General features: G+C 60.0%; 24 protein-coding genes. 8 read left to right on the top strand and 16 right to left on the bottom strand.

What is annotated here, in order from left to right:
• The first annotated feature begins 48 nt into the window (after positions 1 to 48).
• The gene (locus tag ACR0NF_RS15385) at positions 49 to 798 is read left to right on the top strand and encodes a 4Fe-4S dicluster domain-containing protein (protein WP_480778537.1); all 750 of its coding nucleotides are present in this window, start codon (positions 49 to 51) and stop codon (positions 796 to 798) included.
• On the top strand, positions 798 to 1,685 hold the full coding sequence (locus ACR0NF_RS15380) for a dimethyl sulfoxide reductase anchor subunit family protein (protein ID WP_480471769.1): 888 nt from the start codon (positions 798 to 800) through the stop codon (positions 1,683 to 1,685). The genes ACR0NF_RS15385 and ACR0NF_RS15380 overlap by 1 nt, the downstream gene beginning before the upstream one ends.
• Positions 1,686 to 1,816: 131 nt before the next feature.
• Here ACR0NF_RS15380 and dapA read toward each other — a convergent pair whose 3' ends face one another.
• Positions 1,817 to 2,689, bottom strand: coding sequence for a 4-hydroxy-tetrahydrodipicolinate synthase (dapA, locus tag ACR0NF_RS15375; protein ID WP_480471768.1), 873 nt, complete (start codon positions 2,687 to 2,689; stop codon positions 1,817 to 1,819).
• 133 nt (positions 2,690 to 2,822) lie between these two features.
• On the opposite strand from dapA, the gene ACR0NF_RS15370 reads away from it, so the two are divergent.
• Complete coding sequence (locus tag ACR0NF_RS15370; protein ID WP_480471767.1) at positions 2,823 to 4,787, top strand: lytic transglycosylase domain-containing protein; 1,965 nt, start codon at positions 2,823 to 2,825, stop codon at positions 4,785 to 4,787.
• Here the strand turns inward: ACR0NF_RS15370 and ACR0NF_RS15365 are convergent.
• A complete protein-coding gene (locus tag ACR0NF_RS15365; protein WP_480667868.1) occupies positions 4,761 to 5,630 on the bottom strand; it encodes a DMT family transporter in 870 nt (289 codons plus the stop codon). The genes ACR0NF_RS15370 and ACR0NF_RS15365 overlap by 27 nt on opposite strands.
• Entirely contained in the window at positions 5,627 to 6,292 is a 666-nt protein-coding gene (gene mnmC2, locus ACR0NF_RS15360; RefSeq protein WP_480778536.1) for a tRNA (5-methylaminomethyl-2-thiouridine)(34)-methyltransferase MnmC2, read from the bottom strand. The genes ACR0NF_RS15365 and mnmC2 overlap by 4 nt, the downstream gene beginning before the upstream one ends.
• A gap of 55 nt (positions 6,293 to 6,347) precedes the next feature.
• On the opposite strand from mnmC2, the gene ACR0NF_RS15355 reads away from it, so the two are divergent.
• Together ACR0NF_RS15355 and ACR0NF_RS15350 are read left to right on the top strand one after the other, a co-directional pair.
• Positions 6,348 to 7,382: an NAD(P)/FAD-dependent oxidoreductase gene (locus ACR0NF_RS15355; protein WP_480778535.1), complete on the top strand. Its 1,035-nt coding sequence runs from the start codon at positions 6,348 to 6,350 to the stop codon at positions 7,380 to 7,382.
• Complete coding sequence (locus ACR0NF_RS15350) at positions 7,379 to 7,858, top strand: GNAT family N-acetyltransferase (RefSeq protein ID WP_480778534.1); 480 nt, start codon at positions 7,379 to 7,381, stop codon at positions 7,856 to 7,858. Before ACR0NF_RS15355 ends, ACR0NF_RS15350 begins: the two co-directional genes overlap by 4 nt.
• On the opposite strand, the gene ACR0NF_RS15345 is transcribed toward ACR0NF_RS15350, so the two are convergent.
• From ACR0NF_RS15345 to ACR0NF_RS15330, 4 genes are all read right to left on the bottom strand, one after another.
• Entirely contained in the window at positions 7,850 to 8,641 is a 792-nt protein-coding gene (locus ACR0NF_RS15345; protein ID WP_480778533.1) for an HTD2 family dehydratase, read from the bottom strand. The two genes, ACR0NF_RS15350 and ACR0NF_RS15345, sit on opposite strands and share 9 nt — an antisense overlap.
• 14 nt (positions 8,642 to 8,655) lie before the next feature.
• The gene (locus ACR0NF_RS15340; protein WP_480778532.1) at positions 8,656 to 9,198 is read right to left on the bottom strand and encodes an NADPH-dependent FMN reductase; all 543 of its coding nucleotides are present in this window, start codon (positions 9,196 to 9,198) and stop codon (positions 8,656 to 8,658) included.
• 118 nt (positions 9,199 to 9,316) lie between these two features.
• On the bottom strand, positions 9,317 to 9,988 hold the full coding sequence (locus ACR0NF_RS15335; protein WP_480471760.1) for a YiaD family glycine zipper/OmpA-like lipoprotein: 672 nt from the start codon (positions 9,986 to 9,988) through the stop codon (positions 9,317 to 9,319).
• 124 nt (positions 9,989 to 10,112) lie between these two features.
• Positions 10,113 to 10,805, bottom strand: coding sequence for a helix-turn-helix transcriptional regulator (locus tag ACR0NF_RS15330; protein WP_480667863.1), 693 nt, complete (start codon positions 10,803 to 10,805; stop codon positions 10,113 to 10,115).
• Positions 10,806 to 10,907: 102 nt separating this feature from the next.
• Here ACR0NF_RS15330 and ACR0NF_RS15325 point away from each other — a divergent pair, with 102 nt between their 5' ends.
• Positions 10,908 to 11,093: a hypothetical protein gene (locus ACR0NF_RS15325; RefSeq protein ID WP_480667862.1), complete on the top strand. Its 186-nt coding sequence runs from the start codon at positions 10,908 to 10,910 to the stop codon at positions 11,091 to 11,093.
• Here ACR0NF_RS15325 and ACR0NF_RS15320 read toward each other — a convergent pair.
• Positions 11,090 to 11,737: an RluA family pseudouridine synthase gene (locus ACR0NF_RS15320; protein ID WP_480667861.1), complete on the bottom strand. Its 648-nt coding sequence runs from the start codon at positions 11,735 to 11,737 to the stop codon at positions 11,090 to 11,092. The two genes, ACR0NF_RS15325 and ACR0NF_RS15320, sit on opposite strands and share 4 nt — an antisense overlap.
• Positions 11,738 to 11,834: 97 nt before the next feature.
• Between ACR0NF_RS15320 and ACR0NF_RS15315 the strand changes: the two genes are divergently transcribed.
• Positions 11,835 to 12,245 carry a nuclear transport factor 2 family protein gene (locus tag ACR0NF_RS15315; RefSeq protein WP_480778531.1) on the top strand — a complete coding sequence of 137 codons (411 nt, stop codon included), beginning with the start codon at positions 11,835 to 11,837 and terminating at the stop codon, positions 12,243 to 12,245.
• A gap of 2 nt (positions 12,246 to 12,247) precedes the next feature.
• Positions 12,248 to 12,952, top strand: coding sequence for an SGNH/GDSL hydrolase family protein (locus tag ACR0NF_RS15310; RefSeq protein ID WP_480778530.1), 705 nt, complete (start codon positions 12,248 to 12,250; stop codon positions 12,950 to 12,952).
• Here the strand turns inward: ACR0NF_RS15310 and rarD are convergent.
• From rarD to ACR0NF_RS15270, 8 genes are all read right to left on the bottom strand, one after another.
• Complete coding sequence (gene rarD, locus ACR0NF_RS15305) at positions 12,943 to 13,848, bottom strand: EamA family transporter RarD (protein ID WP_480778529.1); 906 nt, start codon at positions 13,846 to 13,848, stop codon at positions 12,943 to 12,945. The two genes, ACR0NF_RS15310 and rarD, sit on opposite strands and share 10 nt — an antisense overlap.
• 262 nt (positions 13,849 to 14,110) lie before the next feature.
• Positions 14,111 to 16,564 carry a GcvT family protein gene (locus tag ACR0NF_RS15300; protein WP_480778528.1) on the bottom strand — a complete coding sequence of 818 codons (2,454 nt, stop codon included), beginning with the start codon at positions 16,562 to 16,564 and terminating at the stop codon, positions 14,111 to 14,113.
• A gap of 34 nt (positions 16,565 to 16,598) precedes the next feature.
• The gene (locus ACR0NF_RS15295) at positions 16,599 to 17,492 is read right to left on the bottom strand and encodes a homocysteine S-methyltransferase family protein (RefSeq protein ID WP_480471752.1); all 894 of its coding nucleotides are present in this window, start codon (positions 17,490 to 17,492) and stop codon (positions 16,599 to 16,601) included.
• Positions 17,493 to 17,504: 12 nt separating this feature from the next.
• A complete protein-coding gene (locus ACR0NF_RS15290) occupies positions 17,505 to 18,539 on the bottom strand; it encodes an alcohol dehydrogenase family protein (protein WP_480471751.1) in 1,035 nt (344 codons plus the stop codon).
• 21 nt (positions 18,540 to 18,560) lie between these two features.
• Entirely contained in the window at positions 18,561 to 21,008 is a 2,448-nt protein-coding gene (locus tag ACR0NF_RS15285) for a GcvT family protein (protein ID WP_480659772.1), read from the bottom strand.
• 15 nt (positions 21,009 to 21,023) lie between these two features.
• Complete coding sequence (locus ACR0NF_RS15280) at positions 21,024 to 21,404, bottom strand: GFA family protein (RefSeq protein WP_480778527.1); 381 nt, start codon at positions 21,402 to 21,404, stop codon at positions 21,024 to 21,026.
• 4 nt (positions 21,405 to 21,408) lie between these two features.
• Complete coding sequence (locus ACR0NF_RS15275) at positions 21,409 to 22,032, bottom strand: LysE family translocator (protein WP_480778526.1); 624 nt, start codon at positions 22,030 to 22,032, stop codon at positions 21,409 to 21,411.
• Positions 22,032 to 22,601: a helix-turn-helix domain-containing protein gene (locus ACR0NF_RS15270; RefSeq protein WP_480471747.1), complete on the bottom strand. Its 570-nt coding sequence runs from the start codon at positions 22,599 to 22,601 to the stop codon at positions 22,032 to 22,034. Before ACR0NF_RS15270 ends, ACR0NF_RS15275 begins: the two co-directional genes overlap by 1 nt.
• Positions 22,602 to 22,669: the final 68 nt, after the last annotated feature.

Genomic DNA, 22,669 nt, shown 5'->3' with positions numbered 1-22,669 from the left:
GAGGGGGCTGGCCCCCTGCCCCCACCTCACCAGCGGAGGTTCGCTGACATGACCCAGCTCCCCCAATCCACCGAGCGCAAGATGGGTCTGGTCATCGACCTCGACACCTGCGTCGGCTGCCACGCCTGCGTGATCTCCTGCAAAGGTTGGAACACCGAAAACTACGGCGCACCGCTGTCGGATCAGGACGCCTATGGCGGCAACCCGTCCGGCACCTTCCTGAATCGGGTGCATTCCTATGAGGTGCAACCGGATCAGGGGCCCGCTCAGCTGATTCATTTCCCAAAATCCTGCCTGCATTGCGAGGATGCACCTTGCGTCACCGTCTGCCCCACCGGGGCCAGCTATAAACGCGCCGAAGATGGCATCGTTTTGGTCAACGAAAGCGATTGCATCGGCTGTGGCCTCTGCGCCTGGTCTTGCCCCTATGGCGCACGCGAGTTGGACATAGCCGAAGGTGTGATGAAGAAATGCACCCTCTGCGTCGATCGCATATACAACGAGAACCTGCCCGAGGTGGACCGGGTCCCGTCCTGTGTTCGCACCTGCCCGGCCGGCGCGCGGCATTTCGGTGATCTGGGCGATCCGGACAGTGATGTCAGCAAGCTGGTTGCCGAACGCAAAGGTATGGACCTGATGCCCAAGATGGGCACCAAACCGGTCAACAAATACCTGCCACCGCGCCCCAAGGATCAGGTGGAAGACCAGATCGACATTCTCGCCCCACTACTGGCCCCCGTGGCCGAAGAACCCAAGGGCTTCCTTGGCTGGCTCGACAAGACGCTGGAGAAACTCTGATGCATCCAGCCCCTTCCGTTATCCTCTTCACCACATTGTCCGGTCTGGGTTTTGGCCTGCTGTTCTTTCTGGGGCTCGGTCAGCCCGGAGTAACAGGGTTTGTCGCGTTTGTTTTCTACCTCATTGCCTATGCGCTGGCGGTGGGCGGATTGCTGGCCTCAACCTTCCATCTGGGCCACCCCGAGCGCGCCTGGAAAGCCTTTAGCCAATGGCGATCCAGCTGGCTCAGCCGGGAAGGCGTTTGCGCCGTGGCGGCGCTTGTCGTCATGGGGCTTTACGCGCTTGGCGCCGTTTTTTGGCAAAGTCACTGGATCGTATTGGGTTGGCTCGGAGCGATACTCAGCCTGACGACCGTGTTCACCACCTCAATGATCTACACTCAGCTCAAAACGATCCCGCGTTGGAACATGAACCTGACGCCCTTAATGTTCCTGTCCTTCAGTCTGGCAGGTGGTGCACTATTGGCCGGAGCTGAGACGCTCGCACCCTGGCTGCTGGCCATCGCCGGAGCAGTGCAGCTTGCCTACTGGGCTAAAGGGGATGGCGCGCTGGAGCGTTCGGGAACAACTCTGGGCACCGCGACAGGATTGGGAAGCCGGGGCTCGGTACGCGCATTCGAGCCGCCGCACACCGGAACCAACTATCTGCTGCGCGAGTTCGTCCACGTTGTCGGTCGCAAGCACGCGCAAAAATTGCGCATGATTGCCTTCGGTCTCGCTTTTGTGCTGCCTTTGGCGCTGATCCTGATCCCTGTCTCAGGCGTAGCGATCAAACATCTCTTTGCGCTTCTCGCCGTATTGTCGCATCTGGCCGGTGTCGTTGTTTCTCGTTGGCTGTTCTTTGCGCAGGCCGAGCATGTCGTAGGATTGTACTACGGGAAACGGTAGAGGGGGCTCTGCCCCCGCCGCGGCGGGTCGCGACTCCCCCGGGATATTTTTGGCCAGATGAAGTCTGGATCTGGCAAAAGTAAAGGGCGGCGCTCGGGGTTCGAGGCCGCCCTTTGCTATATCGGGTTGGTTTAGATCAGGCCCGCATGGGCCATCGCTGCGTCGATGGCGGCTTTTGTGCTGTCTTCCAGTTCGGTCAGGGGGCAGCGGACCTCAGTGCTGCAGAGGCCGAGTTTGCTGAGGGCGTATTTGGCACCGACCAGACCGGGTTCGATAAAGATCGCCTCGTGCAGGGGCATCAGGCGGTCCTGATATTGCAGTGCTTTGGTATAGTCACCCGCAAGTGTTGCCTGCTGGAATTCGGCGCAAAGTTTCGGGGCCACGTTGGCCGTTACCGAAATGCAGCCGACGCCGCCATGGGCGTTAAAGCCCAGCGCGGTCGCGTCCTCACCCGACAGCTGGCAGAAATCGGCCCCGCAGGAGGCACGTTGCTGGCTGACACGCGCCAGATCACCCGTGGCATCCTTGACGCCGACGATACGCCGCAGCTTGGCCAGTTCACCCATTGTCTCAGGCGTCATGTCGATGACCGAACGGCCCGGGATGTTGTAGATGACGATCGGGATGTCGGCACATTCATGCAGCGCACGGAAATGTTCCAGCAGGCCCTTTTGCGTCGGCTTGTTATAGTAGGGCGTGACCACCAAAGCGGCATCCGCACCCACATTCTTGGCGAACTGGACGAATCGGATCGCTTCGACGGTGTTGTTCGAACCGGCCCCGGCGATTACCGGAACGCGACCAGCAGCGGCCTTGACCACCTCGGCCACAACCGTTTCATGCTCATCATGGCTGAGCGTCGGGCTTTCGCCGGTTGTTCCCACTGGCACCAGACCGGTCGAGCCTTCCTTGATTTGCCATTCCACCAAGCGTTTGAGCGTATCCAGGTCCAACGCTCCGTTTGAAAACGGGGTGACGAGGGCTGGCATCGAGCCTTTAAACATGACACGCTCCTTAAGGTGCAGTTAGCAATTTTTGCGCCCGCGCAGATCACAATCATCGCGATGTGAGTTGATCCCGGCGGCGCAAGGTTTATCCTGAATGGCTCTATCCTTGGTTGGTTGGGAAATGCAAGGCATGACACGCGTTCTAGCGCTTTTGGTGGCGGTGATTCTGGGATCTTGGGGGCAGGCGCGGGCCGAGGCCGTGGGTGATCTGCGTGCAGGGCTCATCGAGATGCGCAAGGGCGACTGGAACGCCGCGTTGCGTGTGTCCGGTCAACGGGGATCGGTATCGCGTGACATCATTGTCTGGCACTGGCTGCGTGAAGGCTTTGGCAGCTCTGGCGATGTGCTTGTGTTCCTGGAGCGGCGCCCGGATTGGCCGGGATTGGCTTGGTTACGCCGAAAGAGCGAACCTTCTTTCACCAACGCAAGCCCGGATCGGGTACTGAAATTCTATGACGGCATGTCGCCGCAAACTGCCGAAGGCGCATTGAACTATGCGGTCGCACTGATGAGCAAGGGCCGCCACGGTGAAGCGGAGGCCGACATCGTGACGGCGTGGCGGACCATGCCTATGGGGGCTGGTCTGCAGAAGACCTATATGGAGAATTTCAGCAAGCTGCTGAAACCGCATCACGAAGCACGTCTGGATCGGATGCTGTGGGACGGCAACCTGGTCAGTGCAGAGCAAATGTTGCCTCTGGTCAGTGCGGATTATCGCAAGCTGGCCGAAGCGCGGATCGCCTTGCAAAAGCGCCAGAATAGTGTGGATGGCAAGGTAGCTGCGGTTCCGAAATCCCTGACCGACGCGCCAGGTCTGGCCTTTGACCGGTTTGTCTGGCGCGATCGGAAAGAGCTGGATGACAGTGCCATCGATCTGATGCTGGCGCGGTCGACCGACCCGAAGACTCTGGGAGAGCCTGACAAATGGGCCGAAGGGCGACGCAGGTTGGCGCGCCTTGAGATGCGCACGGGCAGCGCCGAGCGCGCCTATGCAATTGCCGCCAATCACCACATGACGCCGGACATGGGCTATGGCTATGCCGATCTGGAGTGGTTGGCGGGGTTCCTGGCTTTGCGCAGGCTAAATGATCCGGCTACGGCAGTGCGGCATTTCCAGAACTTTTCGGGGGCCGTGCAATCTCCGATTTCGAAAGGGCGTGGCGGGTATTGGCTAGGTCGCGCATACGCGGCATTGGGCGATGCGGACAAAGCGCATGAGGCTTACTCAGCGGGGGCGGACTATCAAACCTCGTTCTACGGATTGCTGGCCGCCGAGAGGATCGGTCGTCCGTTTGACGGCGAACTGGCCAATCCGCGCCGAGCGCCGCATTGGAAACAGGCCGCGTTTGCTGATTCCAGTGTGCTGGAGGCCGGTCTGCTGCTGTTGCGCGCAGGTGAAGGCAATCTGTCGGAACGGTTCCTGACCCATCTGGTGGAAAGCCTTGATCAGACGCAGGCCGCTCAGCTGGGTGATCTGGTGATCGAGCTGAATGAGCCGCATCTGGCCGTCATGATCGCCAAACGCGCAGCGACCATGGGCACAGTGCTGCCTGCGGCCTATTATCCCGTGCATCCGGTTGCCGATATGGGCCTGCCCATGGCGAAAGAAATGACGCTGGCCATTGCCCGGCGCGAAAGCGAGTTCGATCCGGTTGTCATCAGCGGCGCAGGCGCGCGTGGATTGATGCAGGTGATGCCCGCGACGGCAAAACTGGTCGCGCAGGATCTGGGCATTCTCGCTGGGCACAAGACCGGACGGCTGACCTCGGACTGGCAATACAATGCCAAGCTGGGCGCGAACTACCTGTCCAGCCTCGCCGAGGATTTTAACGGCAATGTGGTCATGATGGCAGCCGGTTACAACGCCGGGCCGCGCAGGCCGATATCGTGGATGGAACGTTATGGCGACCCGCGCCGGGGCGAGGTGGATGTGATCGACTGGATCGAGACGATCCCTTTCAAGGAAACCCGCAACTATGTCATGCGGGTGGCCGAAAGCCTGCCTGTGTATCGCGCGCGTCTCGGACAATCACCGCTGCCGGTGCCGTTCTCGCAGGAGCTTGTCGGCTCAACCCTTGCGTCTTTCGCGCCATAATGTGAACAGACCCGCCGCGATGACCAGAGTTGCGCCCAGCACGACCGCAGAGCGCAGCGTCTCATCAAAGATGGTGATGCCCAGAATTGCGCTCCACATCAGATGGAAATAGGCGAAGGGCTGCACTGCGCTTGCCTCGGCCATCTCATAACATTTGATCAGCAGCCAATGCCCCAGCACGCCTGTGATGCACAGCAAACCCATCCACAGCCAGTCGCTGCCGATCATCGGTTCCCAGAACCATACGCCGACGCTGGTCATTGCCACCGCCCCGGCGACGCCGGTCCAGAAAAAGCTGGTTGCGGTGCTGTCGCGACGTGCTGCATATCGGGTCAAAAGACCATAGACGGCGAACATAAGGGCCGAGATCAGAGGGACCACGGCCCAGGGGTTGAACACGCCCGCGCCGGGCTGAAGGATGATCAACACGCCGATACAGCCGACCCCGATGGCGGCCCAGCGCCGCCAGCCGACTTTCTCGCCCAGAACCGGACCGCTGAGCGCGGCGATCAGCAGCGGATAGCAAATGAACACCGCCTGGCTTTCGATCAGCCCGAGGATGGTAAAGCTGAAGACAGCCACACAAATTTCACCGGCAAGCAACAAACCCCGAAATATCTGCAGCCCAAGCTGGCTGGTTTGCGCCGCTGCTCTCAGCCCTCCGGGTGATCTCGCCGCCACGGCAATCACGAAGGCGGCAAAGAACCAATACCGGATCATCACGACCATATAGGTGTTGTAGGTGCCCGCCAGATGGCGTGAGATGCCGTCCTGCAACGCAAATACGATCGTCGCGCCGATCATCAGGGCAATGCCCGCGTTGACGTTGTTCTTCTGGCTCATGGCTTTACCGCCCGGGTCATGTGCCGCTTGCGGCCAAAGCCGGGGCTGCGGGTTACGTCGAACCCTGCATCGGACAACCCCCGACGCACGAAGCCAGCGGCGGTGTATGTCGCCGCAGTGCCACCATGGGCCGTGTGGTCCGCCACCTGCTGCATCAGGTCAGCCCCCCACAATTCAGGGTTCTTCGCGGGCGAGAAACCATCCAGAAACCATGCGTCCGCTAAGCCAGACCACTGCGGCAAAGTCTGGCGTGCATCGCCATGGATAACCTCAAGTTGCAAAGTGTCCAGCTTGCAGGCCTGACCGGTCCAGACAGCCAGAAATCGCTCAGCCCACAGCGACAATTCAGGAAACGCCGCTAACGCCCGTGCCATATCGTCAGCGGACATGGGAAAGGCTTCGAAACTGGTAAAGCGTAGCGGGGTCGTCTGCCCCGCGCCTTCCCACGCGGACCAGACCGTCAGCATGTTCAGGCCGGTGCCAAACCCCAGCTCCGCAATACGAAACCCGGGGGTGAACCGCGCAGGCAGGTCGTTGCCTGCAAGGAACACATGGCGCGTCTCTTCCAGCCCGTTTTGCAACGAGTAATAGGGATCGTCGAAACGGTTAGAAACCGGGATATGATCCTCGGTCCATGTCAGTTCGGCACGCTGGTCTGCCATCGGGTTATCCTGTAGCTAGGCTGCGCGACACTGAACAAGGAAAAGGGGATTGGCAATGGTCGATGTGACGGTGCGCGGCGCAGGCGTCTTTGGCCTATCCATCGCCTGGATCTGCGCCCGGCGCGGTGCCAGGGTGCAGGTGGTTGACCCCTTTGGCCCCAGCGCGGGATCAAGCGGCGGTCTGGTCGGCGCGCTTGCTCCGCATGTGCCCGAAAACTGGAACGCCAAGAAAGCCTTTCAGTTCGACAGTCTGATCATGGCCAAACCGTTCTGGCAGCAGGTTGAGGCGACGGGGGGCGTTTCCCCCGGCTATGCACGCCTAGGTCGGCTGCAACCCGTCGCGGATCAGCGCAATCTGGACCTTGCGCATGCACGCGCGACAACGGCCGATACACTCTGGCAGGGGCGCGCCAGTTGGAACGTGGTTCCGGTGGCAGAGGTCGGATCCTGGTGTCCTCCAAGCCCCACGGGCTTTGTCATCCATGATACGCTGAGTGCCCGTATGCACCCCAGACGCGCCTGTGCCGCGCTGGTTGCCGCCTTGGGTGTAATGGGGGTCGACGTGGTGGCAGAGGCCCCCGACAAAGGTCAAGTCATTCACGCCACGGGTCTGGCCGGTTTGGAAGAGCTCAGCCGCGCTTTTGGCAAGACCGTCGGCAATGGCGTGAAGGGGCAGGCCGCTTTGCTGCGCTTTGATGCAGGCGAGGTTCCGCAGCTGTTTGCGGATGCCATCCATATCGTCCCGCACGCGGATGGCACGCTGGCCATCGGCTCGACGTCAGAGCGGGACTATGATGACCCAAACAGCACCGATGCTGCATTGGACGATGTTCTGGACCGTGCCACGCGCGCCCTGCCCTTACTGCATGGGGCTGAGGTGATCGAGCGATGGGCCGGAGTGCGCCCTCGCAGCAAAAGCCGCGCACCGATGTTGGGCGCGCATCCTTTGCATGACGGACAATTCATCGCGAACGGAGGTTTCAAGATCGGCTTCGGCATGGCCCCAAAAGTGGCCGAGGTGATGGCTGATCTGATGTTGGAAGGGAAAGATCAAATCCCCGAGGATTTCCGGCCCGAGGCTTCCTTATGAGCAACCTTGGCGGAACACCTGAACGCCTGACCCAAAAAGATCCGAGACTGCCCGGTGTCCTGAACCTGATCCGCACCAGCTTTGCCTATATGGAGGGGCGCATTGATCCGCCCTCATCGATGCATCGTCTGTCGCTGGACGCATTACGGGATCAGATGCAAGATGGTGAGGTCTGGGTCATCGGGGATCGCCCGGATGCCGTGGTTTTTCTGACACCCAAGCCGGGGCGATTGTATCTGAGCAAACTCGCCGTCGATCAGAACCAACGCGGGCGCGGCCTCGCCCACCGTCTGGTGACGCAGGCCGAGACACGTGCGGAAGCGCTGGGGCTGAAGGTGTTGGAACTGCAGACACGGGTCGAGCTTGTCGAGAACCACACCGCCTTTGCCCGCATGGGATTTGTGAAAACCGGAGAGGTGGCCCATCCCGGTTATGACCGTACCACCTCAATCACGATGCAAAAGCGCTTAGGCTGAGGCTTCGGCCCGCATGCATTCCCGCCCGTCGGGTCCGCGCACCCAGAAATCCCGTCCGTTTCGGCAAAGGCTAGCTGTCTCAAAATGCATCAGCGGGGCCGTGGCACGGAACGAAAAACGGGTTAGTGGACCCATCAACTCGGTCGCGTAGAGCATCAGAAGCTGTGCCAGCAGGGGGCCGTGTACAACCAACCCGGTATACCCTTCAACGTCCCGTGCATAATCCAGATCATAGTGGATGCGATGCCCGTTAAAGGTCAGTGCCGAATAGCGAAACAGCAGCGTTGTATCGAACCGGACCTCCCGAAAGTCGGTTTCATCCTTTCGGGCCTCCGGGCGCTGAGGGGCCGCTGCGTCCGGCGACGGGTCCTCGCGATAGACCAGATCCTGCCATTCGGTCAGACAATGCGCACCTTGCTGCCAGATCTCGTGGCGTAGCGTGACAAAAGCCAACGGTCCGCTGCGCCCTGTCTTCTTCTTGGCGCTCTCGCGAACGGAACGACGTTCGGCTTGAGTGCCCGCGATCAATGGCGCATGAAACTCCAGCCGACCACCAGCCCACATCCGACGAGGAAGACCCATATCCGGGATAAGACCAAGACCAACCTTCGGGTGCCCATCCCGCCCCAGATCGTTCGACGGCAAAGGTGACCAGAAATAAAGCTGGTGGAAAAACGGTGGCAGGGGCAAACCGGCGTCAATCGACGGCTGTTGTCCCAGCGACACCTGTAACGCATTGGCCCGCGTCGGGTCGATCAGGTCTGTGACGATCTCTGCTTCCATTCCATCCCCGCGGATCAGAACCCGGCCTCGACCCGCAGTTTTTTCATCAGTGTTTGAAGGGAGTGTTCATATCGGTCGCTGATCAACCGTCCTTCGTCATCGAATTCGTTGGAACTGTCCGCCAGATGAAACTCAGGACCCTGAAGAATCCGAGGTTGGAATGGCACCATGAATGACCGCAGGATCATCTGCGCACGCTCCCCTCCGGCACGGCCCGCAGCGGCAGACATCACAGCCACGGGTTTGTCCATCCACGGCTTGCCACTTGTCCGGCTGACCCAGTCCAGCGCGTTCTTCAACACGCCCGACGGCCCCTTGTTGTACTCAGGGGTCGAGATGATCACGGCATCAGCCTGTGTAATCTGATCCGCCAGTATCTGCACCGCTTCGGGGATACCTTGTTCCGCCTCAACGTCACCATCATAGAGAGGCAAGTTCAGATCCGCTTCGATAAATGTGCCGGGCTCGAACAGGCGCGCGGCCGCGCGCAGCAGCTTGCGATTGGTCGCGTCTTGCCGCAGCGAACCAGAGAGGCCAACAAGGATCGGGTCGGGCATGGGGGAACTCCGTTACGTTGTATCCCCAATTGTTAGCCCGAGATCGCACCAGACCAAAGCCCCGGTGACGCGCAGTCACTGTGCAGGAAATAGGGGCACCCGTAGGTGCCCCTGAATATTACGTGTTTCCGCTGGGGATGATCTCGATATCAACCCGGCGGTTCCGGGCCTTGCCTTCTGGCGTCAGGTTTGACGCTGCGGGCCGGCTTTCGCCCAGACCAATCGTGGTGATGCGTGAACCATTCACGCCATTGGCTTGCAGGATATCCGCAACCGAACGCGCACGCCGTTCAGACAGGCCCTGATTGTACGATGCCTCTCCGTCGCTGTCGGTATGCCCGATGACCTGCACGTTTGAGTTGGGATAGCGCACGAGGTTCTGCCCGACCCGCACCAGATCCGCCCGCAGCGCCGGGTTCACGGTCGAGCTGTCAGTGGCAAAGGTGATGTCATTCGGCACGGTGACGATCAAACGATCCCCGGCATTGGTGATGGTTATCCCGTCATTGGCCAGCTGCTGACGCAGTTCTGCCGCCTGCCGGTCCAGCTGATTGCCGATGACACCGCCACCAGCAGCCCCGATGGCGCCGCCAGCCAATGCGCCGAGCAGCGGATCGGAATCGTTCGCAATCGCGCCTACCCCGGCCCCGATCAGACCACCAATGATCGCACCTTGCTTGGCGTTCTGGTTGGGATCGGCGGGCAGGTTCAGCGTGCCGGGGTCCGTGCAGGCTCCTAGTACCAAAACCGAACTCAGCCCGGCTGCAACAAAAAACTTGGAAATCGTCATGGATTCAACCTTCTGCTCTGGCTCCCGTTTTTCTGCCGGGGGCCACGTTCTTTGCCCTACTGTATCGCTCCGGTTGGCTCCGGGCTCAAGCAACAATCGGGTGAATTCGGCAGTTCCCCGCCGTTCAGTGGGTTTGCACAGGATCATCCCAATGGTTCTGTTCCTGCCAGATTGCGCGCAAAGGCTGGCCTTGTCCGCAAAAATGATCCTCGGTCAGATCGCAGGCCCAGATGCGATCCGTTCGAAAATGGCGGAACCCGTTTCGCAGCTCGCACCAGGCGGCCAGCATAGTGCATTCGATGTGATAGATCAGCGCAACGGGTCGCACCGTGCGTTCGGTCCGCTCGCCGTCGGAATTGACATAGGTGATGCGAATCTTGCGCTCGGCCCGGATCGCCTCACGGTAATTCACGACCGGAACGCAACCTTTCGCCGGGTCGTCAGCGGGCGCCCCCCAAGGTGCAACCTGCAACCAGTCGGCAGGTGCGCGCAAGGCTTCGATTTTGCGGCACACCCTGTCTGCAGCCTGCTGCAAGGTGCTGTCCCCGGTACGGGCGAGCATCGACAGGCCGACCCAAAGCGCCTCGACCTCTTCGGCGTCGAAGTTCAATGGCGGCAGGTCATAGCCACGCCGCATCAGATAGCCGACGCCTGCCTCACCCTCAATCGGCGTGCGCTGAGCCTGAAGCGCGGCGATATCGCGATAAACCGTCCGTACTGAGACTTCGAGCTTTTCCGCCAGCGCCTCCGCAGTAACGGGGGCATTGGCAGCGCGTAGAATCTGGATAATTTCAAACAGTCGTGTGGAACGGCGCATCGGTGTCTCCGGTTCGATCTGCTGACATCCTAGCACAGCCCCCTGACAAGGTGGTGTCAGGAGTGATCGGCAACGGTGAGGTCAAAGGAAAGGAGACCCATCATGCCAAGCCGAGACCATCACGTCCTGATGACCCTGAAACTGGACCGCTGGACACAAGACCATACTCTGCGCGGGTTCGAAATCGAACGCGAGATCATGGCCACCCGCCAGCGCTGCGCGCCCAGGCAACGCGCACGGCGATTTTCCCTGGGTAATCTCAAGGTGTTCTGGACCCGTACGGCCTAGAAGTCCGCCTTGGCGCGGAACTTCATCGCCACCCCGCCTTCGGGGTTTTTCAGGCGCAGCTCCTCCGAATGCAGCATCAGGCGCGGGAAGTCCCGCGCCGGACCTTCGGCATAGAAAGGATCACCCAATATCGGATGACCCAGCGCCAACATATGTACGCGCAGCTGATGCGAGCGCCCGGTTTTCGGAAACAGTCGCACGCGTGTTGTCCCGCCTTCATACTTGATTACGCGCCAGTCGGTGACCGCGGGTTTTCCGGTCTCGTGACATACCATCTGACGTGGGCGATTGGGCCAATCAACGATCAGTGGCAGATCAACGGTGCCAGTCTTGGGCTCTACCCGCCCCCAGACCCGCGCGACGTAGGTTTTACGAGTCTGGCGGTTTTCGAATTGCAACCCCAGGTGCCGTTGCGCGTTCGGCGTCTGGGCAAAAACCATCACACCCGATGTATCCCGATCCAGCCGATGCACCAGCAAGGCCTGCGGAAACGCCGCCTGCACACGCGTCAGTAGACAATCGGCCAAATGCGCCCCACGGCCCGGCACTGACAGCAGGCCCGAGGGCTTGTTCACGACAATCAACTGCGCATCTTCATACAGCACGTCCAGAGGCGTCTGCGGGGGATCATAGGTCTCGCTCATGCGCGCCTGCCTATCCCAGCACGCGACCTCCCGCAACGTCGCCCTTGCGTGGTGCGGCATGGTTCAGTCACTCTCGCACCAACCGAGAGGAGACCCCATGCACCCCACGATCAAACGCATGCAAGAGGTTGTCGCGAAAGGCGATGAGAACCTGATCCATGAATTGCTGGCCGAAGATGTGCGGTTCTCACCGCCAACCTACTACAGCACCTGGACCGGTCGCGCGCCTGTTGCCGCCGTATTGGGTCACGTGGGTCAGGTGATCTCGGACTTTCGCTATCGCCGGATTATGGGCGATGGTAAGGACTGGGCGCTGGAGTTCCAATGCAAAGTGGGTGAACTTGACGCTGTTGGCGTCGATCTGATCACCCTAAACGATGACGGCCTGATTCAGGAGTTCGAAGTCGCCATGCGCCCATACAAAACCGTCGGCGCCCTACGTGAGGCGATGATGGCACGCGTAATGAAGGATGTTCGATTCCTGGAATTCAAGAACGCCCTGAGCTGACCATGCGATTGGCCGCCGATCAGTTTCTGCGCGTACCTCTGCTGCCTGTTCTGGCTCTGCAGGGGCTTTCGGTTCGACGCAACGCGCAGTTGCTGCCCGAACCCAGTGGACCACGGGAAGGGCGCGAAGGACGAGGCCCTCGCCTGCGTCTGCTCATTACCGGTGACAGCTCGGCCGCCGGAGTGGGCGCAGGCACACAGCGTCAGGCGCTCTCGGGTCAGTTGGCCAGCCGTCTGGCGCGGCACTACTCGGTCGAATGGCAGCTGGAGGCGACGACTGGGTATACCACACAAGACACCATTCATCGTCTCAGCAAACTCGACCAGCAGTTTGATGTGGTGGTCACCGCCCTTGGCGTGAACGATGTCTCGCGCGCTGTCTCGCTTGGGCAATTCGAATCGCGGCAATCGGATCTAATGAGCCTTCTCACAAATGGGCTGCGCGCGCGGACAGTGATCATGACGGCAGTACCTCAGATGAACCGCTTTCCCGCTCTGCCCCAACCTCTGGCATGGGTTTTGGGGCAGCAGGCCAAACGCTTGGACCAAGGGTTGCAGCAGGTGGCCTCTCGGTTCCCCCAAGTGCGGCATCTGACGTTGGACCTGCCAGACGACCCGGCGCTCGCCGCCCCGGACGGTTATCATCCCAGCCCGAAGGCCTATGCATTATGGGCCGCAGAGGCGGCGCGTCTGATCACTCAGGCCTGAGATCGTATCTGTCGGATCATCGGAATCGAATACACAACCAGCCCGGCCCAGATCAGCGGGAAGGCGATCATCCGGGCGCTGTCGATCTGTTCTCCAAACAGGGTGACGGCAGTGATAAAGATCATCGTGGGCGCAATGTATTGCAAGACGCCCATCGTGGACAGACGCACCAGCTTGGCCCCGTTGGCGTAGACCAGCAAGGGTACTGCGGTCACAATGCCCGCCCCCGCCAGCATCATCGTGTCGGACACCGCTGTGCCGAAATGCCCCGTACCCGTTGCCCCCAGCCAGGTCACATAGGCCAAGGCCGGAATCAGCAGGATCAAGACCTCCAGCAGAAATCCCTGATTGGGCCCGATTGGGAGCGAACGCTTGAAAAAAGCATAAAATCCCCAGCTCACCATCAGCCCCAACGCGGCCCAAGGAAGAGTTCCGGCCTGAACCACCAGCACCAGTACGCCCAACGCGGCCAGACCAACGGCCAGCATCTGCGTCTTGTTCAGCGGCTCACGCAGCAGAACGGCCCCCAACGCGATGCTGAACAGCGGGTTGATGTAATACCCCAAGGCCGCATCCAAAGCGTTCCCCGAGGAAATCGCCCACACGTAAATTGCCCAGTTCACAGAAATCAACGCTGCGGTCAGTGCCGCCATGCCCAACATCTGTGGATTGCGCAGCGCAGCCTTCAGGTCGGCTGTCCGGCCCAAGACAACGAGCAACAAGCCTGCCACCGGCACCGACCAGATGATCCGATGCGCCACAATTTCCACGGGCCCGACATGCGCCATGGCCTTCATGTACAGAGGAAGAAATCCCCACAAGACATACGCGGTTACAGCAAGGATCAAACCCTTGGGTGTGTCCGCATTCCGACCAGATATGTCACGCGAAGTCATTTGGTTCTCCGAGAGGCAACAACCTTGTCTAGGACAAGCCAGCGTTTCAGAAAACACTCTATTCTGTTGGGCGCGCCATCACGGTTTCTGATGGTTCGACAACTCCCGGAATTTCGAGTTTCAAGGATTTTTGCAAGGCTCCGCCTCGCGCCCCGAGATATTTTTAGCCAGATGAAGCAGGCGTTCCCAACTTCATCTGGCCCCAAATATCTCGGGGGAGTCGCGGCTTGCCGCGGCTGGGGCAGAGCCCCCCTGCCCTGTATCAGACTTTCACCCGTTCTGACTTGGGGTCATACATCGGCTTCAACAAAACCTCAGCTTGAACTTTTACACCGCAGACATCGATTTCGTATGTCGATGCAAGAACATCTGCCGCGCTTTCACCATCGCATGGGACATAGCCCATGCCAATTGCGCCACCCAGCGTATGACCGTAATTCCCCGAGCTCAGATAACCGACATATTCACCATCTCTGACGATGGGTTCATTGTGAAACAACAAAGGCGCCGGATCGGTCAGACGGAACTGCACCAACCGGTTCTTTGGCCCGTTTTCCTTGCGTGCGATTACGGCTTCGCGACCAATGAAATCGCTGCCCTTGTCCACCTTGACCGCGAAACCCAGCCCTGCATCAACAACATGATCCTCGCAGGTGATGTCGTGACCGAAATGGCGGAAACCTTTCTCGATCCGACAGCTGTCCATCATGTGCATGCCACAAAGCTTCAGACCCATGTCCTGCCCCGCATCATGCAAGGTTTCAAACACATGACCCGCCATGTCCGAAGAAACATAGATCTCCCACCCGAGCTCACCCACATAGGTCACCCGGTGCGCACGAGCGAGGCCCATGCCGATCTCAATCTCCTGGGCAGTGCCAAACGGGTTCGTCGCGTTTGAGAAATCGTTTGGCGAGACTTTCTGAAGCAAAGCGCGCGCATTCGGACCCATGACGGCCAGAACACCCTCGCCCGCGGTCACATCCGTGATCACCACGTTGAAACCACCGGCATGACGCTGCATCCAGATTTGATCAGCCAATCGGGTGGCGGCCGGTGTGACAACCAGATACGCTGTTTCGGTCAGGCGGGTGACTGTTACGTCGGCCTCGATCCCACCATTGCGGTTCAGGAACTGAGTGTAGACGATCTTGCCAGCTGGAACCGAATAATCCCCACCACCGATATAGTTCATGAACTTCTCGGCATCGGGGCCTTCGACGCGGATCTTGCCGAAGGAGGACATGTCATACATGCCCACATTCTCGCGCACGGCCTTGTGCTCGGCGGCGGAGTTCTCGAACCAGTTCTGGCGTTTCCAGCTGTATTGGTATTCGCGCTCCTGCCCTTCATTCGCGAACCAATTGGCACGTTCCCATCCCGCCAATTCACCAAAAACCGCACATTGTTCTTTGAGGTGATGATGGAACGGGGTACGTCGCACACCACGCGCGGTGGCCTTCTGGCGATAGGGGTAGTGGTCGGCATAAAGCAGACCCAGCGTTTCTTTCGAGCGCTCAAAGAGGTACTGCTTATTGCCCTGGAACGGCTGCATACGGCTGATGTCAACATCGCCCAGATCAAACGGTTTCTCGCCGCTATCCATCCATTCGGCCAGCGCCATACCTGCGCCGCCCGCGGACTGAATGCCGATTGAGTTGAACCCCGCCGCGACCCAGTAATTATCCATCTCGGGCGCAAGCCCCAGATGATAGGCGTCGTCCGGCGTGAAGGATTCAGGGCCGTTGAAGAAGGTATGAATCCCGGCCTCTGCTAACATTGGCATCCGGTTGACAGCTGCTTCGAGGATGGGTTCGAAATGATCAAAATCCTCGGGCAGCTGATCGAATTCGAAGCTGTCGGGGATGCCATTCATCGCCCAGGGTTTGGCATTTGGTTCAAATGCGCCCAGCAGAATTTTCCCCGCATCTTCCTTGTAATAGGCGCACTCGTCCGGCACACGCAGGACCGGCAATTGGGTCAGCCCGTCAATGCCCTCGGTGACGATGTAGAAATGTTCGCAGGCATGAAGCGGGACATTCACGCCCGCCATGCGGCCAACCTCGTGGCCCCACATACCCGCACAGTTCACCACCATGTCGCATTCGATATGCCCCGACGCGCTGCCGTCATCAGCGACCCAGTCCACACCCGTAACCGAGCGGCCTTGCTTGACGATATCAGTAACCTTCACGCGTTCCTTGACGATGCCGCCGCGCTGGCGCGCGCCCTTTGCCAATGCCAGCGCGATGTTGGCCGGGTCACCCTGCCCGTCCAACGGCAGGTAGACGGCGCCTTTGACGTCCTCGACATTCAGATGCGGATACATCTCTTTGACGCGTTCGTTCGAAATCTCCTCAACCTCGACCCCGAAGGCGCGGGCCATGGCGGCCTGGCGATAGATTTCTTCCTTGCGTTCTTCGGTCAGGGCGACGGTAATCGAGCCGCAGCGTTTGAACCCAGTGGCGACACCGGTTTCCTCTTCCAGCGATCCGTAGAGTTCCTGGCTGTACTTGGCCAATTTGGTCATGTTCGCTGTTGCTCGCAGCTGCGCGATCAGGCCAGCTGCGTGCCAGGTGGTACCGCTGGTCAGCTGTTTGCGTTCAAGCAGAACGACGTCTTTCCAACCTTTCTTGGTCAGGTGATGCGCGACCGAACATCCAATGACGCCGCCGCCGATAATGACCACGCGGGCCTTGTTGGGAAGATCAACCATTTGGGTGCCTTTTCCTGTCTTTCAAAGTTACGTGTCAGACGATCCGGTGACCGGCGTCGTTAAGCTGTTGCGCGAGGGCGGCGATGTGATCGGGGCCAACTTCACAGCAACCGCCTATGATCGTGGCGCCTTGACCGACCCAGCCCATTGCGTGTTTTGCATAGGCCGCAGGCCCCAGATCGGTGCGCTGCTCCAGCGCGTCTACTGTGGGGGCCTCTTCGAGAAAACCGTCCGTTATACCGGTGAACCCGTTGGCGTAAGCGCCAAACGGCAGTCCCATCGGGGCGAGTATGTCCAGCGCGGCGGGGATGGCTTCGGGGCGCGAGCAGTTGATCAACACCGCTTCGGGTCGGAACCGGGTAAGCAGGGGCGCGACGTCCTCAAGCGCCTCACCCGAACGCAAGCGCGTGCCATCGTCATCCTTGACTGAGAAGGCGATCCAGATGGGTTTTCCGTGACCTTCGACGCCTCGCAATGCGCCTTCGGCTTCCTGAACCGACGATACGGTCTCGATCAGAAACAGATCGACGCGGTCGGCCATCATCGCAGCCAGTTCTCCGAACTTCTCTGCCGCATCTTCGGGGTCCGGGTTCAGATCGGGGCGATAGGTGGCCAAGAGCGGGCCCAGAGAACCGGCGATACGCCCACCGTTTCTGGCGCGCGCCTGTTCGGCTTCGGATAGGGCGGCATCGATCAGGGCCTGCAGTTGATCCTCGATCCCTTCGCGCACAAGGCGCGAGCGATGAATGGCATATGTATTGGTGGTCGCGACCGTGGCACCGGCGCGAAAATACGCGTCGTGCACTTCAGCCAGAATCTCGGGCTTGTCGATCATCACCCGCGTCGACCAAAGCGGCGTGGGTCTGTCGCCACTGCGCTTGACCAGTTCCTGCCCGATTGAGCCATCCAGAAGTGTGATGTCAGCCATATTCCGTTGTCCTCATGGGATAAGCACCAGTTTTCCCGGCAGTGTTTTCGACTGAAAATCCTCTTGCGCCCGGGCGATGTCTTTCAGCGCGTATGTCTTTGAGATCAGCGGCTTGATCCGGCCCGCATTCATCAAATCAACCAGACGACCAAAGACCTCGAACGCCTGATGGGTGCAGCCGTGGATCGTTATGTCGCGCAGGTAGATGTCGCGGAGATCGGCCTCAACGATGGGTCCGGCGATGGCACCCGACACAGCATAGTGGCCACCGGGTTTCAGCGCCAGGATCAGACCGGGCCATGCAGGGCCGCCCACGACATCGATCACCACATCGAAGGTGTCTTTGGGCAGGGGTGCTTGCCGGTCGAACGTGCCCACGGCTCCTTGCTCTTTGACAACATCTGCTTTCATGAGACTGGTCAAGCCATAGACACTCGCGCCTCTGATCGCGGCCAGTTGCACAGCGGCAAGACCAACACCGCCTGACGCGCCTGTGATCAAAACCTTATGGCCCGCTGCCACACCCGCGCGGGTCAGCAGGTTTTCCGCCGTGCCAAAGGCACACGGGATGGCCGCAATTTCGACGTCAGTCAGCGGCGAGGGCGTGACGTCATAAAGATCGGCCGCCTCGACCAAACAATATTGCGCAAAGGCTCCGTCAACTTCGGAGCCGAGCGCGATGAACCCGGTTGGATTGCCGGGGCTGGGGCGTGGCAGATTGATGGGGCAGGTGACGCGTTGGCCGGATTGAAACCCGGTCTCTGGATCCGCCAGTTCGACAATGCCGCAAAGATCACCGCCCTGAATGCGGGGGAACTGCAAAGCTCCGCCCCAGCCCCCGGCCTCGACATTCTGATCGACCGCGTCGGTTGCGCCGGTCACGTCCGAGGAATACCAGCCAATGCGTGTGTTGATATCCGTGTTGTTTACCCCAGCAGCCGCAACCCGGACCAGCACCTGCCCGGGTCCGGGCGTTGGCACGGGGATATCCTCGCGCCATTCCAGCGCCTCTGGCCCGCCGTGGCGGGTCAGATAGACACCTTGCATGACGCTGGGGACACCCACAGGTCAGGCCCGCAGCCGTTCGTTGGCCGGATCCCAGAGGGGTTGATCCTCTTGCACAACAGCGGGGTATTTCTGGCCGTAGATTTCGACCTCCAACGCTGTACCCGGGTTCGCCAGGTCGGTCTTGATCATGCCCAGCGCGATAGACTTGCCAACGCGATAACCCCACGCGCCCGAGGTCGTTTCGCCCACGATCTCGCCATTGTGCCAGATGCAGGACATGTAGGGCGCGTCGCAGTCACCCGCGTCAACGGTCAGGGTCACGAAGGACTTCTTCACGCCCTGCTGCTTTTCATTCTGGATCGCGGCCTTGCCGGGGAAGTCCTGCGGTTTATCCAGTTTGACGAAGCGCTCCAATCCGCCTTCCAGCAACGAATAGTCGGTCGAAAGATCGCCCTTCCAAGCCCGGTATCCCTTTTCGATACGCAGGGAGTTCAGGGCATACATGCCGAACGGCTTGGCACCAGCATCGATGATCGCGTCATAGATCGCAGGCATGTCTTCGTTCAGGGCGTGCACTTCCCAACCCAGCTCTCCGGCGAAGGAGACGCGGATCAGATGGGCGGGTCGCCCGGCGACGGTTGCCGCCTGATGGGTCAGCCACCCCAACGAGAGATCGGCATCGGTCAGACCCGACAGAACCTCGCGCGCATTGGGGCCGGTGACGATCAGCGTGTCACGGGTCGTGGTGACGTCCTCGACGCTGACACCAGCGGGCATCGCTGCCATCAGAATATCACGGTCATGCCATTGGGCGGTGGCGGCGGTGATCATGACGAACGCGTCTTCGTCCAGTCGCAGGCAGGACATCTCGGTCAGGATGCGACCGCGTTCGTCGGAGATATAAACCAGATTGATGCGCCCAACCTTGGGCAGACCACCGGTGACAAGGCCACGCAGCGCCTCGGCCGCACCTTCACCTTTAACCATGAAACGCGAGAATCCCGGCAAGTCCAGCACGCCGCAATGGTCACGTACGGCCTCGCATTCCTCTTTGATCCGCTGTTCCCATGGTCCGGAGCGACCCCATGTATGCGTCGCGTCCAGCGACGTATCATCGCCCGGTTTCGCGAACCAGTTGGCCCGTTCCCAACCGTTATAGGCACCCATCACGCCGCCCAGTTCCTTGACCTTCTCATGAACGGGCGAGAGTTTCTTGTCGCGTGCCGCAGGCCATTCGTGATGCGGGAAGTGCATGGCATATTCGTTGCCATAAACCTCCATGCCTTTCTGGTTGCAGTAGTCCTGATCAGTGTAGTCGGTATAGCGACGCGGATCGACGGCCCACATATCCCACTCGGTTGCGCCATCGACGATCCATTCGGCCAGCACCTTGCCCGCGCCACCGCCTTGCGCGATGCCGAAAGTGAAGGTGTGCGCTTCGAACGCATTCTTCACACCGGGCATCGGCCCGATCAGCGGCAGACCATCCGGTGCGTATGGGATCGGGCCGTTGATCACGCGGCCAACGCCTGAAGTTGCCATCAGAGGTACCCGTTCCATCGCGTCGGTAACGATGTCTTCGATCCGGTCCAGATCGTCATTCCACAGCTGGAAGCTGAAATCCTCGGGCATCGGGTCGTCCTCGGTCATCCAGTGGCCCTTGCAGTTGGGCTCATAGGGGCCGAGGTTGAAACCGTTCTTCTCCTGCCGCAGGTAGTAGGAGATATCCACATCACGCAGCAGAGGCAGCTTGCCACCATTTTCCTTGGACCACGCTTCGATCTCAGGTACCTCGTCGGTCAGCAGGTACTGGTGGCTCATCACCATCGCGGGCACAGTGCGCCCGCCATAGGGCTTGAACCATTCACCGACGCGCTGCGCATAATAACCGGCGGCATTGACCACATAGTCACAGGCGATATCGCCCTTCTCGGTGTGAACGGTCCACGTGCCATCGTCGTGCTGGGTCACGTCTGTCGCCGGGCAGAAGCGGATGATCTTTTGCCCCATGTCGCGCGCACCCTTAGCCAGAGCCTGCGTCAACTGTGCCGGATCAATGTCGCCATCGGTCGGATCGTACAGAACGCCTTCAAGATCATGGGTTTCAAGGAAGGGGTACCGCTCCTTGGCTTCTTCGGGTGTCCACATCTCCATCGGGATACCCTGGTAGCGGCCCATGGACATGGCGCGCTCGAATTCCTGCATCCGCTCTTTGCTATGCGCCAGGCGGATCGAACCCGAGACGTGGTAGTTCATCGGATAATCGACCTCATCCGCCAGACGCGAATATAGCTCGGTCGAATAGCGCTGCATGTTCATGATCGCCCATGAAGTCGAGAAGGTGGGCACGTTACCCGCTGCATGCCATGTAGACCCCGCAGTCAGCTCGTTCTTTTCCAACAGAACGCAATCGGTCCAGCCCTTCTTGGCCAGATGATAAAGGGATGAACAGCCGACAACGCCGCCGCCGATGATGACCACACGGGCCTTGGTTGGAAAATCACTCATGCGCTTGGTTCCCTGTTAGTGTGCCCGCTGGGGCAGATCGTCCTGAATGTCGTAGTAATCGCCCTTGTCGGCGACGAAGATGTGCTGGGCGAGCTTCAACCCGGTGGGTTCGTCCAACGAGCCCACGGAGATGGCGATCGTGTCCTCATCGTTGTGCTGCCAGAAGAGGAACGAGCCGCACGCGCTGCAAAAGCCGCGCTTGGCGATGTCAGAAGCGCGATACCAGCCCAATGTCTCGCTGCTGGTAAAGCTAAGATTATCCTGATGCGTCACGGTCGAGGCCCACAGATGCCCCGACTGCTTGCGGCATTGTCCGCAATGACACGCGTTGGGCGGGGTGAGGTTGCCGTCAATCGTGAACGCAACCTTGCCGCAGAGGCAGGATCCTTTGTGCATACCGTTACCCCCTAGCTGCGGGCGTTGTGCTGGTCCCCAGCAACACGCCGTAGATGATGAAACAGGTCGCCATCACGCGGCGGACCCAGATATTGAACACAGCCCCCAGAGCCGCCTTCCCCATCAGCGCGCCCAACAAGGTAAAACCGATGTAGCTTAGCGTCGTGATAACCAGAGCGGTTGGCATGATGATCGACATTTGCTGCCAGATCGGCACCTCGGGCTGCACGAATTGCGAAAAGGCGGCGAGGTATCCGGCCACGCTTTTGGGATTGATCGTGGCCACGGCCAGAGCGTGCAGATAGACATGCCGGGCGGGTCGTTCCGAGGCCGGGGCCGGCTTGGAGGCATTCATCCACCCGCGTATCCCCATCCAGATCAGAAACCCGGCACCGATCAGTTTGGCGACGAAGAAGCCGGTCGGCGACGCGGCAATCAGGGCAGTGATGCCCAGTGCCGACAGGATCAGAAACACGCTCGCTTGGGTCAGAATCGCCAGAACGCCCAGTATGGCTTTCGGAAAGGGCAGGCTCATCCCGTTCGAGATGCAGTTCACCGCATTCGGTCCTGGTGTGGTCACGAACACCACCCAGAACAGCGCGAATATGGTCCATGCCTCGAAACTCATCAGTACACCGGCGGGGCGATAACCCAGACGGCTACGGCTGGCTCGTCATAGGGGTTGGACCAAAGATGGCGTTCATTGCGGATGCGGAAGCTGTCCCCGGGACCGACCGTGAACGAACGATCACCAATCGTCAGGTCCAGTTTTCCGGACAGGATATAGCCCACCTCTTGCGTCGGACGCAGGGTAGGTGTTTTCAGACGGGATCCGGGTTGGAACGTTGAATGGACGACTTCAAAGTCATCGGTCAGATCGGGTGAGAGCAGTTCCTCGATCAGACCTTCCTCACCGGATCCCATCTTCCGACGGGACCCCGCGCGAACGATGAGGCCCTGTTCGTCAGCAGGGGCAGCAGATTGGCCAAACAGCATCGACATGGGGACGTTGAGACAATCCGCAATCTGCCTCAGGTCCGAGATTGTCGGCTCGGACAAGTCCCGCTCGACCTGACTGAGCCATCCGACAGAACGGTCCAGACGCGTCGCTATGTCAGTCAGGGTCCAGCCGCGCGCCTTGCGGAGGGCACGCAGATCAGCGCCAAGTGTGGCGCTATGTGAGGCCTGACTGTTCAAAGGACGCTCTCGCTGTTGGTGAAATTTTCTCTCGTATTTTCACGATGCGCCGAATCGGTGAAATTTCC

This window comes from Ruegeria sp. CF4, from assembly GCF_056537345.1.
Note: the sequence above shows the minus strand (reverse complement) of the source record. Positions and strands in the feature narration are given on the sequence as shown.